Here is a 13988-nt window from a genome sequence, read left to right as displayed (position 1 = left end):
AGCCCATGTCGACAGAAGATCAGGAACGCAGGCTCGGCGCCATCGAGGATCGCTTTGCGATCCTCGACCTGGAGGCCGAGTACGCTCATGGCTGGGATCTGGGCACGCCGCGGCAATGGGCGGAGGTGTTTGCCGAAGATGGCGTCTTCGAGATGCTCGCCATCGGCCAGACTCCGCAGCTGCGGATTGAAGGGCGGGCGGCGCTCGAAGCCTTCTGCGCGCAGATCCGACAGGACTGGTCGGGCCTGCATTACATGCATCCGCCAAGGCTCAGGATCGACGGTGATCATGCCGAATCAGTGATTTTTTTCGAATTTCGTCATGTGATGCGCACGCCAACGCATATACGCCAGGGCGTCACTGCGGGCCACTACCGCACCCGCTACCTGCGGACCAGCGCGGGTTGGCGCATCCTGGAACGAATCGAACAAGCTGTCGGCGAGGAGACGGGCCACTTCTATCCGGCCAGCCTCGCCTCATCGCCGACCTGAGCACAGCCCTGAGGGCCGATCTCCTCCCAACGCCGCCTCAGCCGCGCTGGGAGGAGATATTTCCGCCGTCCACCACGATCTCGGCGGCGGTGATGTAGCTGGCCTCGTTGGACAGCAGAAAGCGCACCACGCGACCGATCTCCTCCGGTGCACCCATGCGCCCGAGCAGGATGCGCTTCTCGAAGCTGCCCGGAGGCAGTGCGTCCACCGCAGGCTGCAGCATCGGGGTGAGGATCTGGCCAGGAGAAATGGAATTGATGCGGATGCCATCGTCGCCCAGGCGGTCGGCCAGCGAGCGCACCAGCGAGAGCACCCCGCCCTTGGCGGCGGAATAGATCGGATTCATGCGGTTGCCCAGGGTGGCATTGATGGACGCGAAGGCGACCACGGCTGAGCCCGGGTTGGCCTTCAGGTCTGCATGCAGCGCCTGCACCAATAGTGCCACCGGGCGCAAATGGATGTTGATGCCCTGATCCCAGTTTTCCAGCGTCACCCCTTCCAGGGACCCGGTGTCAACAATTCCGGCTGCATGCACCAGAGCGCCGATGCTCGTCAGTGCCCGCCGTGACTGGTCGATGGCATCTGGATAAGCCGCCGGAACACTGATGTCCAGACCAATGCCGACGGCAGCCACTGCGTACTGGCTGCGGATCTCCTCGGCCACGATCAGGGCAGCGCTTGCGTTGATGTCCCAGATCGCCACCGCTCGGCCCACGGCAGCCAGCGCATGGGCGCTGGCCCGACCCAGCCCGGAAGCGCCACCGGTGATGATGACGCCAGTGGCCGGCGTCGCGAGGGCGGGCTGCATGTTGGTGTCAGCGTGTGAGTTCATCCCTGGCCTTTTGCAGAGCACAACGTAAGTCGTTGAAAAAAAGAAGGCGAGCCCACCGAACAAAGGCGGGCTCGCCATGCGTGGACTGGGTCAGTCCGTCCCCGATGTGCTCAGTTCTTTGCCAGGTCGGCAAGCTTGACCACCTCGGCCTGGATCTCCGGCAGTGCCAGATTGGTCCGTGACCAGCGGAACAGCATCGGCCCCTCGAGATGGCCCCGCGTGTCGATCCAGTTGGTGACGCCGGGGTCCTTGGGCGCGATCACGATGCGCACGCTGCCATCGGGCTCGTAGCGCACCGTGCGGTTGTTGTGGTGGGATCGGCGCTCGGCGTAGGACAAGGCCTCGAACCAGTAGTTGGTGGTGTCCAGGCCCCAATAAGGCACTTCGGCTGGTTTGAAGCTCACCAGCAAGGCCTCGTCTTGCGCGAGGCGGAAATAACCCGAGGAGAAACGGTGACCGGAGGGCATCTCCGGCGCCTCCTCATCGTCGTCCTTCTTTTCCAGCTCGAACACAAAGAAGCGATTGGGTGCTGCGGCGCGGCGCTGGTCCACGATGGCGGCCCAGGTGCCGGCCGAACGGCCCACGTAGGTCGCAGTGCGGCTCAGCGCCCGGCTCACTTCCTCCACCGTCAGCAATGGCCGATCGCCAGTGGCGCCGACCTGTTCGATGTTGAAGCTTGCATCGCGGGTCTTGCTCCAGTCGTGGGCATACTGACGGATGAACAGGACCGATGTTTCCGGGGTGGTGCGCAGCCAGTTGCCGGGCTGGGGGTCGGGGGACAGCATCAGCTCGTAGCTGCCGTCCGCCTCTACCTGCAGGTCCACCTCGGTCACCGTTGCGATCTGGGCGCTGCTGCTGTCCAGGCCGATCTTGCCGGCATAGACGGTGAGCTCCATGTAGGGCGCTTCGCCGCGCTGGCCATGGAGACGGTAAGTCTTGCTGCCGTCGATCATGGCCTGGTGATAATGGGCGTCGGCGGTTTCTCCCTCTCCCAGGGTGGTCGGCGTCAACACCTGATAGACCTCGGGGAAGTCGGTGTTGCCATATTCCAGGCTGGCCTCGAAGCCCATGCGAATCGTCCGTACCAGCTTGCGCAGGCCCTCGGCCTGGGTCAGCTCATCGTCCGGCGTCGATTCGCGGGCCAGCACCGCGCCAGCCAGCTTCAATTGATCGCAAAACGCCTCCCATGCCTGCACACTCGTCTGTTTGGTCGGGCTCATCGATACTCCTCGCATAGGCTCAGGGGTGCCTGCCGGAATACTGCTTCCGGCATGGCAGGGTATGAAGAAGGCCATCCCCAGGATGGCCAGGTATCGCCTCATTGGCCCTCGCTGGCGACGTGGAAATAATCCTGGTAGAAACGATAGCGCTCCCGTTCCTGCGCAGGGTCCAGGCCGAACTGTTCCAGGGTGTAGCGGTGGGTGCCGTGGCGCTCCTTCGGATTGTTGGCGATGAACGCGCGCATCTTCTGCTCGGTGGCGGCCGTCAGTGGCAGCCCGAAGTGAGCGTAGATGCGCTTGACCATGCCCACCTGATCCTTCACCAGTTCGGCGAAGTGCATGTCGAAGACGTTTTCGGCCTTTCCACTTTGACGGAATTCGACGAATTTCTTCATCGCCTTTTCCCAGGTGACACTCCAGAACTCGCCCACTTCCTTCTTGTCGATCAGGTCGCTGCCCATGCTGCAGGCCATGGAAATCAAGGAGCAGTGGGAGGCGATGAGCTTGATCGGGTCGCGATGGGTCATCACGATCTGCGCGTCCGGATAGACCGCCATGATCGCGTCCAGGCCCCAGAAATAGCTGGTGCTCTTCAGTACCCAGCGCGCGCGCGGGTTCTTCCATTGCATGTACTGCAGCTGGCGCTTGTGGGTGCGATACACCGACAGGTTATCGACGCTCTCCACCCAGCGCTGGTAGGTGGGCACCCAGAACTGGTTGGAGAAGATCTGGCTCTTGAAGTCGAAGGCGTTGAGCATCAGGCATTCCTGCGCCAGCAGCGCACCCATTTCGTGGATGGCCTGAAACTCGGGGATCAGGGCGGCCGCGGTGCGCTCCAGGTGGGCCACGCAATCGGCGATACGCGGGTCGGTATCGTAGGTGGCGGCCTCCGGCGGCGGCGACATGTAGTTGCACTCCCAGGTCATCGGCACCCGGTTGTCCGGATCCTGCGCCATCAGATCGTGCAGGATCGTGGAGCCGGTGCGGGGCAGACCCATCAGGAACACCGGCTTCTCGATCTTCACCTGCAGGATCTCCGGATTGCGCTTGATGTCGTCGGTGACGCGCAGGCGGTTCTCCAGATGGCGGAGCACTTCGCCAAAGGCGACGATGCGGCCGATCTTGCTCAGTCTGGCTTCCTCGTTCAAGCCTTTGAGCAGCAGCGTGAAACCTTCCTTCCAGTCCGCCTCATCGCCGAAATCGGACAGTCCGGTCTTCTCCCGCGCGGCCGCCAGCACGGCGGCTTCGGTGAGCTCCACGTCGGGCAGGTTTGAATAGTCAAAGCCCTCTTGTTCGGTGGTCATGGTGAGTGTCTCCTCCTGTTGCTTTTCAGTGTTGAAGCGTCAGCTGTCGCGGGACAGGATCGCCGCGCTGGTGGGCACCGCAGTGGCTGCGGTTACCAGCACGTGGTCTACGTTGGCGGGCTGGTTGGTGGAGGTGCCCCGCACCAGGCGCACCCCTTCCGCGACCCCGTTCAGGCCGTGGATGTAGGCCTCGCCGATCTGACCACCGTGGGTGTTGACCGGCAGGCGTCCGCCCAGCTCGATGTTGCCGTCCTTGATGAAGTCCCTGGCCTCGCCACGCTTGCAGAAGCCGAACTCCTCGAGCTGCGGCAGCACCAGGGGCGTGAAGTGGTCGTAGAGCACCGCGGCCTGGATGTCCGCCGCCGACAGACCGGTATCTGCGTAGAGCTGGTCGGCGCAGAGCTTCATCTCCGGGATGCCGGTGATGCTCTGGCGGTAATAGCTCTTCATCATCTGCTGGTCGTCACACGAGCCCTGCACCGCCGATGAGATCACCGCGGGCACGCTTTTCAGGTGCCGTGCCCGATCCAGGGTGGTGATCAGCAAGGCCTGGCCGCCGTCGGATTCCTGGCAGCAATCCAGCAGACGCAGGGGCTTGACGATCCAGCGGCTGGCCTGGTGCTCTTCCAGCGTGATCGGCTTGCCGTAGAAGAAGGCCGCCGGATTGTTGGCGGCATGCTTGCGACAGGCCACCGCAACGCGGCCGAAATCCTCGCTGGTGGCGCCGTACTCGTGCATGTAGCGCTGGGCGAACATGGCCACCCAGCTGGCGGGGGTGAGCAGGCCGAAAGGCGAGCTCCAGCCGAAGTCCACCTCCATCGGCGTCGGCGCCGGAGGACGCTCCTGTACGCCGGCACCGAAGCGCTCCTCCGAGCGCTCGTTGAACGCCCGCCACACCAGGCAATAGTTGCAAGCTCCGCTGGCCACGGCCATCGCAGCCTGATGGACGACGCCGCAGGCCGCGCCGCCGCTGTGGTGCACCAGGCTGAAGTGGGTCAGCTTGTCCACGCCGAGGCTGCGGCAGACATCGATCTCGTTGTTGTTGTCGTGGGCATAGGTGACCATGCCGTCGATCATGTCCGGCGTCACGCCCGCATCCTTCATGGCCAGCTCACAGGCCTCCACCGCCAGACGCAGGGTGCTGCGTCCGGAGTTTTTGGAGAAGTCGGTGGCACCAATACCCGCGATGGCGGTTTTCCCTGCAAAAGACATCACCATTACTTGTTCGCTCCCATCGGTAGTTCCATGGTCATGCTGCCCGTGACGTGATCGCCCAGGCTGTTCGAGCCCCGCAGACTGAGGGTGATGACACCCTTGCCGTCCACCTCCTGCTTGTCGGCGATGGCAGCCGACAAGGTCATGGTGTCGCCGACCACGTTGGGCGTTCCGAGTCGGATATCCACCCCGCTGACCCGGGCATCGGGGCCAGCCCACTCGCTCAGGTAGCGCGAACACAGGCCGTTGCTGGTGAACACGTTCATGAGCAGGTCCTTGAGACCGGCCCGCTTCGCCGCGGCCACCTCGTGATGGATGTCCTCGAAGTCGCGCGTGGCGATGGCGCCGCCGACCACCAGGCGGGTGCTCACGTCGATCGGCCACAAGGGCAGCTCCTCGCCCACAGCCACGTCCTCAAAGCGCCGGGTGACGGTGTTGCGCACCGGCTGAGCGGGGCGGAACATGGGGAGGATCAGCTCCGGGTCCGTGTCGTCGAACACGAGCTCCAGATCCATGCCGATCTTCACCAGTTCAGGTGGGCAGTGCACGATATTGGTCAGCAAGCGCGTGCCTTCGGCCAGCTCCACCAGACCGACGATGTAGGGGTAGCGCATGAAGGGCATGGGCGGATAGACCGGCTCCACAAAGCTGTAGAGCTTGGCCTTGCCGCTGGCCACCTGGTAGCGCAGATCGTAGGAGCCGCACTGGGGGCAGCGCACCACGGGCGGGTGGGACAGGCGGCCGCAGCCGCCGCACTGCTGAATGCGCAGTTCCCTGGCCTGGCAGCCTTCCCAGAAGAAGGCGGTCTCCCTCATCACCGCCGGACGCGGACGCACCCGCAAGTGCGGGGGAATCTTCGCCAGCTGTTCCTTCCTGGCCTGCTGTTTCGCCCGCTCCTCGTCCGTCAGTTCCCGTGGCTTGAAGTGGAAGGTGCGGAATTTCCAGCTGCCCACGGCTTCACCCTGCTGGTTGGTGAATTCGGTCAGGGCGGTGAGGAAATAACCCGAGCCCAACCCCGTCGTCTTCAGGTCGGAAACCTCGACCAGGGACAGCGTGCCGCTGAGCTGCTCGCCCAGCTTCAGGGCTCGCGAGTAGTGCTCTGCAGTGTTGGCGCCTACGGTGGAGCGGTAGCCCGCCTCGGCCAGCAGCTTCATCGCGCAACTGCGCGGGCAGTCGGGATCGGGGAGGCGGGGGATATTTCCCGCCAGGGTCCACACTCCCAGCATCGCCGGCGGTGCCACGACCTCACCGTAAGGTGAACGGGCTGCCGCATCGGGGTCGGTGTAGATCGGGTTCTCCTCCCCGATAGCGTCACACCAGTTGCGGATGCTGGGCTGGTTGACCGGGTCGCGGGCCTGCTGAGGGGCGCTTTTCCGTCCGATCAGCGCCTGCAACTGCGCCAACAGTTTGTCCTCGTTCGTGTTCGACATCTTGCGTGTTCCCTCGCTCGTCATCAGTGAATTTTCTCGATGTCCACCCGCGTCGCCCTATCGGTGGAGCCTGGGGTGTGCTCGGTTTCCCGAGCCTGGATATGGAAATAGCCCCCCGCCAGCTGCAGCGGATTGATCGGGTTGGGGGTCACCGTGGCATAGCTCTTGTGGTCCTTGGACATGAAGGGCTCCCAGGCGTGATATACGGTGACCTGACCGGGACGGTGGGCGGGCGCGACCTTGGCCATCAACTCCGAAGAGCTGACGTCGTTGAACAGCCTTACCCTGTCGCCGTCCTCGATACCCCTGGCCGCTGCATCCTCTACGCTGATGTAGATCACCGGTTGGCCCCGGTTCAACTGCTGCATGTGGCGCTGATCGCGCCAGCTGGAGTGAATCGACCAGCGCGTATGGCCTCCGGTCAGATGCAGGGGATAGTTGCCGCCGATGGCGGGCTGATCCTTGTGCACCGGCAGTACCTCACCCAGCTCCTCGTAGAAGGGATGGTCGATGCAGAACTGCATGCGCCGGGTCATGGTCGGCCAGGGCATCTTCTTCTCGGTGTGCCAGAGGCCCGCGGTGATGGTGTCGTTCTCGTTTACATCGGTGGCATTGCCGATGTTCAGATAATCGTTCTCACCCAGGGCGGTGAAGCGCTGGAAGCCCTTCTTCTTGATCGCTTCCCAATTCACGTCGCCGACGTTGGAGGACACGCTCAGAATCAGATCCAGGAAGTCGGTGACGTTGTCTTCGGTATAGCGGCCACCGAAGGTGAACTCGTCGTAGACGTCGAAGGTGCGCTCGACGCCGTGACGATCCGTGAAGTGCTTCAGGCCGCGCTCGGCCGCCCGCTTCTGGATGGTCTTCAGGATCAGGCAGTGGATTTCCCAGTCGGGCTTGGCTTCGGCGATGGGCTCGGCGGCGCGGGTGACCACCTGGGAGAAGGGGGACAAGGGGGTAGCCCAGGTGATGTCGTCCTTCTCGTACCAGGCGGCGGCAGGCAGCACGTAGTCGCTGTGCAGGGCGGTGTTGCTCATGCGCCAGTCGATGGTCACCATCAGGTCAAGGGACGGCAGCAGGCGTTCGGCCACCTTGTCGTAGGCGCGGAAGCGGCGCAGGACGTTGCCGCCGGCTTCGAAGAAGATGCGCGGACGGGCAGTGGGCTTGGCTTGCCAGCCCTTGGCGACGGCTTCCTGCATGTAGGAATCCAGCGAGCGCTTCATCTCCGGATCCCATTTCTCGCTACGGCCGTAGGTGTCTTCCATGCCGCCCACGTTGTACAGCCAGAGGATGGGAGCGATGGAGTCGCCCTTCTTGTACTTCTCCCGACCGAGGTCGAACATGGTCATCTCGGTGGTGTAGCCGTCCCACTTGCGCTTCAGGAGATCCGGCGCCATGGACAGACCCAGGGCCGCGAGCGCGAGCGTGGGCGAGCGCTGGCCCTTGGCCTGCGACAGTGCGCCCACCGCGTCCACCGAAAGATAGGGGAAGCCCATGTAGCCGGCCCCCTTGCGTCCCATCTGGCCCGCGAGGGCAAAGCACAGGATCTGGGCCCGCTCCATCTCGATGCCGTGATAGAACTTGGAAAAATTGGACTGGCTGATGCAGGTGGCCGCCCGCGCCTTGGCCAGCGCCTGCGCCAGGCCGCGGATGGTGTCCGGGTGGGTGCCACAGATGTGCACCGCTTTTTCCGGCACGTACTGTTTCAGATGCTCCCGCAGGCGGGCGAACACCGGCGTCACCTTGAGCTTGCCGGCCACCCCCTGCACCTCGAACTCACCTTCCAGGGCCGGGTCCAGCTTCTCCAGGGCGAGGGTGGTCTGGGAGGCCTGCACCGGGGCCTTGGTCACGCTGTCGTAGAAATAGAAACGATCCTCGGCGCCTCCCGATTTCATGTCGGATTCGCGCAGGAAACGGCCGCTGTCGACATGCACCAGCAAGGGCAGGTCGGTCTGCTCCTGGACGAACTTGCGGTTGTAGATGCCCTCCTCGATCATCACATGGGCCATGGACAGGCCCAGGGCCGCGTCGGTGGCCACCTTCACCGGGACCCACTGGTCGGCATGGACCGCGGAAGCCGAGTAGTCCGGGGCAATGGTGATTATCTTGGCGCCGTTGTAGCGGGCCTCGGTCATGAAGTGGGCGTTGGGGATCTGTGTATAGATCGGATTGCCGCCCCAGATCAGGATCAGGTCGGAATAGAACAGGTCGTCCGAGGAACTGCAGAACGTCATCTTGCCCATCGTCACCCCGACGCCAGGGCGGTGGTCACCGATCTCGGTGTTGACGTCCAGCACCGGGGTGTCCAGCACCAGGGTGGTGCGCAGCATCGCCAGGCCGGCGCCGCCGTTGGTCTGGGCTGTGCCCTGGTCCCAGACGATGGAGCCGGGGCCGTCGCTGCTGACCATCACGTCGATCATCTTGTCGGCGATGTCGTTCAGAGCCTCGTCCCAGCTCACCCGTTTCCAGCCACCCTTGCCGCGCGCTCCGACCCGCTTCAGGGGGTGACGCAGGCGCGACTCGTCGTACATGCGCTCCGAATAGCAGGCACCCTTCTGACAGCCACGCGGGTTGTAGTCCGGGATCTTGGGGTCGATGGGCTCGTAGATCCCTGCCTGCTCTTCGCGCCAGACCACGCCGTCCTTGACGTAGACGTTCCAGTTGCAGCCGCGCTGGTACCAGCAATTGACGAAGTGGGTGCCCTTGGCGACGCTGTCCCACTTCCACTTGCCCCGGTACACATCCTCGAAGCCGGTGTAGGTCACGTCCGCAAACTTGAAAGGTGTCGCGGCCTGGGCGCTGCCGAGGGCTCCCTTCCATTGCAGTTGCACCAGGGATAATGCCAACGCACCGCCGGTGTTTTTGATGAAACTGCGCCGTGTCATTGTCATTTCTATGCTCCTCAAAGTTCAGCCGGGTCCTGGACGAAGTCCGGGAAGATGTCTTCGGGCCACTTGTAGACGATCAGGGTGTCCATCAGCTCCGAGGCCTCGCCCTTGGCCTTCTTCTCTTTCTCTGCCTCCAGCACGGCCAGCACTTCCTTGACCCGAGGTCCGAACAGGCTTTCCAGGTAGGCGGTGGGAATGCGCGGCTTGGAGGGATCCACCTTGCCCAGGCTATCGACAGCGGGCGGCGACATCGGGGGCACGTAATAGACGTTGGGTTGAGTGCCGTATTCCTCGTGCAGGGGCAGGGCGACCTTCCACTGATGCACCAGTTTGTGGATCGGGCCATCCTCGTCGTCCAGATAGCCGACAAAGCGCAGGCGGCCGGGGCATTGACGGGCACAGGACGGGGCGACGCCCTTTTCCACGCGCGGGAAGCAGAAGATGCACTTCTGCGTCACGTCCTGCACGTGGTTGTAATAGATGCGCTTGTAGGGACAGGCCTCCATGCAGAAGCGAAAGCCTTTGCACTGCTTGTCGTTGATGAGGACGATGCCGTCCTGGTCACGCTTGTAGATCGCGCCGCGGGGGCAGGCTTCAAGGCAGGCGGGGTGAGTGCAATGGTTGCAGATTCGGGGCAGATAAAAGAAATGGGAGTTGGGGTATTCGCCGCCGCCCTCGTCTTCGTCCCAGTTGGGTCCCCAATCCGGAGACTCGCCCTTGGTGTTGACGGGCTTGAGGTAAGTGACCTTGCCCTTGCCGCCGTGGAACACCTCTTCCTTGTTGAACTTCCAGGCATCGCCAAACTCGTCCCGGGTGGGAATCTTGCTGGGCCGGGGTTCACCCTTTTCGTCCCAGCCGCCGCCCATGTCTTCCCAGTTCTTGGGGGTGCCCTTGCCGGGCTGGGTGTTGACCACCGCCCACCACATGTTGTCCATGCCCTCGTCCCGGGTCCATTGCCGTTTGCAGGAAATGGAACAGGTGTGGCAACCGAGACACTTGTTCAGATCGAAGACCATCGCCAACTGGCGCTTGGGCTTTTGCAGCGCGCCGTCGAGTTCGCGACCGATGTCGGTTTTTTCGCTCATGCCATATCTCCTAAACGTGTGAGTCGCTTCAGCGAGTCACAAAGCGCCCCTCGCCCATGCGCGGGAGAGAGGGTGAGGGTGAGGGTGAAGAAAATGGGCGGCATTGCACTAGGGGGCGTCCCGGGCTTCATGCCCGTCCGGCCATCAGGCCTCGATTTCCAGTTCCAGCCAGGCGGGCGAGAACGCCTTGATCCCTGCGCGCTCCAGGTTGCCGCCCTCCCACACCGCGAAGGTGGTGCGCACGGTCTGGCCCGGAACAATCTGGATCGCGCTCGCGGCTTCCTTGGTCACGCTCAGGGCGCGACGCATCACCACCGACCAGCGTCCGTTTGCGTGGACTGCCTGGGCGCTGATGGAGACATCGTCCATCACCCGCGAGGTGCCGATGCCGTGAGCGACGTCGCTGCGCGCCCGCGCTGGATGATCCGCGCGCCAGTACCAGAGGTTGACCGGCGTGCCCTCTCCGCCCATGAACAGGGAGGCGTCCTCGGAGAGGGGAAACTGCATCGCCACCGCATCCGGGAAGTCGGTGTTCTCGATGCGCTGTTCGTTTTTCGTCGGGTCCTGCCATTCCAGACGGAAGGCAATCTCGTCAGCGTTGCGCAAGGCCTTCACGCTCACGCTCTTGGTCTGACCATAGACCTCGTTCTGCCACTTGGTGGAGATGTACTTGGTGGGCTGCATCGCCGCCGGTGTCGGCATGAGCGGCACCGTCTCGCCATTCGCCGTGCTCCACACCGAGGCCGCCGGATCCCCCAGGACATCCCCATTCACATCGATTCGCTTGACCAGCATGACTCCTCCTGATTGCTATTGCGGCGTCCTGACGAGTAAGAGCGATCGCGTTCCGCTCTACTCCCGATTTTGCACATATCGAACGATCGTTATTGTTTTGAATTATTCTTCGGGACGAAAATATTTGCAAGCCTTTTCCTCAAGGCTGGATGTCTTTCAGGGGATGTCACGCGCACCGTGCGCGAGCGAATTCGCAGCCCGCTTGAGTGGCTGGTGCAGCCGTGGACGGCTGGCCGCAGCCGGCCTGCGTATCCCAGGGGCGTCGAGGCCGAGCGGGATGACCCCAGGCGGGCAGCGGACTCAGGCGGATTGACGCAGGGTGGCGGCGAAGCCCAGTGTCTCTGCAGCGACGCGCGTGCGATCAGCGGCGCTCAGCATCAGGGTGTCGGTGATATGCACCGGGACGGTGATGTGGCCTTGCAGCGCGGCATCGCGCACGTCCAGGATGAAGCCGTCGAGTAGATCGCCGTAGTGGTGGGCGATGGCGTCGGCGCTGACCGGTACGCCGAGCTCGCGCATGATCTTGGCGGTGGGCCCCTTCACTGCCGCGCCGCCCACGATGGGCGACACCGCGACGATGGGCACGCCGGCGGCGCGCAGGCGTTCGCGCAGGCCGGGTACGGCCAGCATGGGGGCGATGCTCAGATAAGGGTTCGACGGGCAGATCACGATGGCGCCCAGCGCCTCGTCGGCGAGTGCCTGCTCGACTGCGCTGCTTGGGCGCGCATCGGGAGCGACGACGAACTCGATCGAACGCGTCAGCGGGCGGCACTGCAGGCGGACGAAATAGTCCTGAAAGTCGAACACGCCTTCGTCGCAGTGCACCCGGGTGCGCAGCGCCTGGTCCGACATCGGCACGATGTGTGCGCTGATGCCGAGGCGGCGGGCGAAGTCGGCGATGATGGCGGACAGGGTTTCGCCCGCGGCCAGTCGGCGCGTGCGCTCGACGTGGATGGCGAGGTCGCCGTCGCCGAGGCGAAACCAGCTCTCGCCGCCAAGCTGGGCGAGCGCCGCCATGAAGGTCCAGGTCTCGTCGCGCCGTCCCCAGCCGGTTTCGGGGTTGGCCAGTCCGCCCAGGGTGTACAGCGCGGTGTCGACGTCGGGCGAGATGTGCAGGCCGAGGTGGTTGAAGTCGTCGCCGGTATTGACCACCACGGTCAGACGGCCATCGCCGACCGCCTGCACCAGGCCGTCGGCGAGCTTGGCGCCGCCGACGCCGCCGCTCAGCGCGATGACGTTCTCGCGCTTCATTGGAACAGGTCCGAGTCGATCGAGCGCAGCAAGGCCTTGCAATCCACCACCGGCGCATCCGGCATGAAGCCGCTCGCCAGCACCACCGGCATGCCTTCGTCACCCTCACCCATGGCCAGTGCCGCGCCGGCGGCGATGGCGTCGGCAAAGGCGGTCTGCGTGACCTGCAGCGTACGGCCGTGGCGGTCGATGTCGCCGCGGCGGTCGATCAGCGCGGGGATGCCGGCCGAGCCCAGCGCGACGTTGACCACGCCATTGCGCCACGGGCGGCCGAAGCTGTCGCTGATGAGCACGCCCGGGGCGTGGCCGGTGAGGGCGTGTACCGCCGTGCGCAGCGCCAGCGCCGACCCGTCGGGGTCGAGCGGCAGCAGCAGGGCGCGTTCGCGGCCGTCCTGACCAGGCACGTTGGACATGTCGATGCCGGCGTTGGCCATCACGTAGCCCAGGCGGTGGCGCACGATCAGCACCCCGGGCACGGCGCGCAGCACGCGGTCGGACTCGGACAGGGTGAGCTCGACCAGCGCGGGATCCTTGCCGGTGATGGCCGCCAGCTCGAGCGCCTTGGCAGAAGGTCGGATTTCGTCCATCCAGGCAAAACGGCCCTCTGATTTGGAGATCACCTTCTGTGCGACGACGAGGATGCTGTCGGCGCACAGGCCCAGCGCATTCGCCTCCAGCGCAGCCACGATGAGCGCAGCGAGATCGTCGCCGGGCTGGATCTCGGGGATGCCGGACAGGGCCTCGAAGCAGATTCGACGACGCATGCTCGAGCCCTCAGCGTTTGGGGTGAAAGGCGAGCTTGACGCTGCCGCGGCAGCGGGCGTCGAGCACGTCGAGGGTGGGGGTGTTGTCGATGCTCATCGGCCGGTCTCCTGGAGGGTGCGACAGCGCGACCTGCGGGTGGCAGTGCGCATGCCCGGCACGCTAAGAGACTGGGCGGCTGAGGTCAAGGTCCGATCGGATGAAGGCGTGTGCGCTTGCGGGCGCAGCGCAGCTGACTACTGCGTGCGCGCGCCGAGTGCGCCGGGCTGCAGATGGCGGCTGAGGTCGCCGCGGAAGTCGAGTTGACGGTAGTCGCGCGCGACAAAGCACCAGGCGCCATCGATGCGCGCGAAGCGATCGAGGTAACGTCCGCTGGCCACGATCTGCAGCGGGAAGTCGTCCGTGGCCTGCAGCACCGTGTAGCACGAGCGCGCGCTGGCGGTGCCGGCGGCCTCGTCGATGTCGATGATGGGGTTGGTGATGAGGTGACGGCTGCGCGGCGTGCCGCAGGGGTAGAGGATGAGGATGCGACGCCACAGCGCGAGCACGCCCTCGGCGTCAAGGCTGCCGCCCGCGCCGGTCTCGAGACGGGCGTGACGGAACAGCGCCGCCGCGTCCTCGAGGCGGCCGGCGTCGATGGCCTCTGCATAACGGTAAAGGAGGGTGCGAATGTCCTCGGCTGCAGCACTCATTGCGGTGGCTCCGTGGTGCACGA

The 13988-nt window shown here is 64.5% G+C and carries 12 protein-coding genes; 1 reads left to right on the top strand and 11 read right to left on the bottom strand.

Translation table 11 applies throughout. The annotated features are described in order from the left end of the window. Nucleotides 1–5 precede the first annotated feature (5 nt). Nucleotides 6–491, top strand: coding sequence for a nuclear transport factor 2 family protein (locus M622_RS34030; RefSeq protein WP_021250165.1), 486 nt, complete (start codon nt 6–8; stop codon nt 489–491). Nucleotides 492–528: 37 nt separating this feature from the next. Here M622_RS34030 and M622_RS34025 read toward each other — a convergent pair whose 3' ends face one another. From M622_RS34025 to M622_RS33975, 11 genes are all read right to left on the bottom strand, one after another. Beyond that, a complete protein-coding gene (locus tag M622_RS34025; RefSeq protein ID WP_021250164.1) occupies nt 529–1323 on the bottom strand; it encodes an SDR family NAD(P)-dependent oxidoreductase in 795 nt (264 codons plus the stop codon). A 110-nt stretch (nt 1324–1433) separates the two neighbouring features. After that, nucleotides 1434–2543 carry a DUF1214 domain-containing protein gene (locus M622_RS34020; RefSeq protein WP_021250163.1) on the bottom strand — a complete coding sequence of 370 codons (1110 nt, stop codon included), beginning with the start codon at nt 2541–2543 and terminating at the stop codon, nt 1434–1436. 98 nt (nt 2544–2641) lie between these two features. Continuing rightward, entirely contained in the window at nt 2642–3847 is a 1206-nt protein-coding gene (locus M622_RS34015; protein ID WP_021250162.1) for a sulfotransferase family protein, read from the bottom strand. 39 nt (nt 3848–3886) lie between these two features. Further along, nucleotides 3887–5059, bottom strand: a complete 1173-nt coding sequence (locus M622_RS34010) for a lipid-transfer protein (protein WP_245543083.1) — start codon at nt 5057–5059, stop codon at nt 3887–3889. A 5-nt stretch (nt 5060–5064) separates the two neighbouring features. Continuing rightward, nucleotides 5065–6492, bottom strand: coding sequence for an FAS1-like dehydratase domain-containing protein (locus tag M622_RS34005; protein WP_169375147.1), 1428 nt, complete (start codon nt 6490–6492; stop codon nt 5065–5067). A 23-nt stretch (nt 6493–6515) separates the two neighbouring features. Beyond that, on the bottom strand, nt 6516–9383 hold the full coding sequence (locus tag M622_RS34000; RefSeq protein ID WP_021250159.1) for a molybdopterin-dependent oxidoreductase: 2868 nt from the start codon (nt 9381–9383) through the stop codon (nt 6516–6518). Nucleotides 9384–9394: 11 nt separating this feature from the next. Continuing rightward, the gene (locus M622_RS33995; protein WP_021250158.1) at nt 9395–10465 is read right to left on the bottom strand and encodes a 4Fe-4S dicluster domain-containing protein; all 1071 of its coding nucleotides are present in this window, start codon (nt 10463–10465) and stop codon (nt 9395–9397) included. A gap of 144 nt (nt 10466–10609) precedes the next feature. Then, nucleotides 10610–11260 carry an ethylbenzene dehydrogenase-related protein gene (locus M622_RS33990; protein WP_021250157.1) on the bottom strand — a complete coding sequence of 217 codons (651 nt, stop codon included), beginning with the start codon at nt 11258–11260 and terminating at the stop codon, nt 10610–10612. 300 nt (nt 11261–11560) lie between these two features. Next, on the bottom strand, nt 11561–12511 hold the full coding sequence (gene cofD, locus M622_RS33985; RefSeq protein ID WP_021250156.1) for a 2-phospho-L-lactate transferase: 951 nt from the start codon (nt 12509–12511) through the stop codon (nt 11561–11563). Next, nucleotides 12508–13275 (bottom strand): coenzyme F420-0:L-glutamate ligase, encoded by a 768-nt coding sequence (gene cofE, locus M622_RS33980; protein WP_021250155.1) that lies wholly within the window; start codon nt 13273–13275, stop codon nt 12508–12510. Before cofE ends, cofD begins: the two co-directional genes overlap by 4 nt. A 234-nt stretch (nt 13276–13509) precedes the next feature. After that, the gene (locus tag M622_RS33975) at nt 13510–13965 is read right to left on the bottom strand and encodes a nuclear transport factor 2 family protein (RefSeq protein WP_021250154.1); all 456 of its coding nucleotides are present in this window, start codon (nt 13963–13965) and stop codon (nt 13510–13512) included. Between the last annotated feature and the right edge of the window lie 23 nt (nt 13966–13988).

This window comes from Thauera terpenica 58Eu, assembly GCF_000443165.1.
Lineage (GTDB): Bacteria > Pseudomonadota > Gammaproteobacteria > Burkholderiales > Rhodocyclaceae > Thauera > Thauera terpenica.
This window is presented reverse-complemented; position numbering and strand designations above follow the sequence as displayed.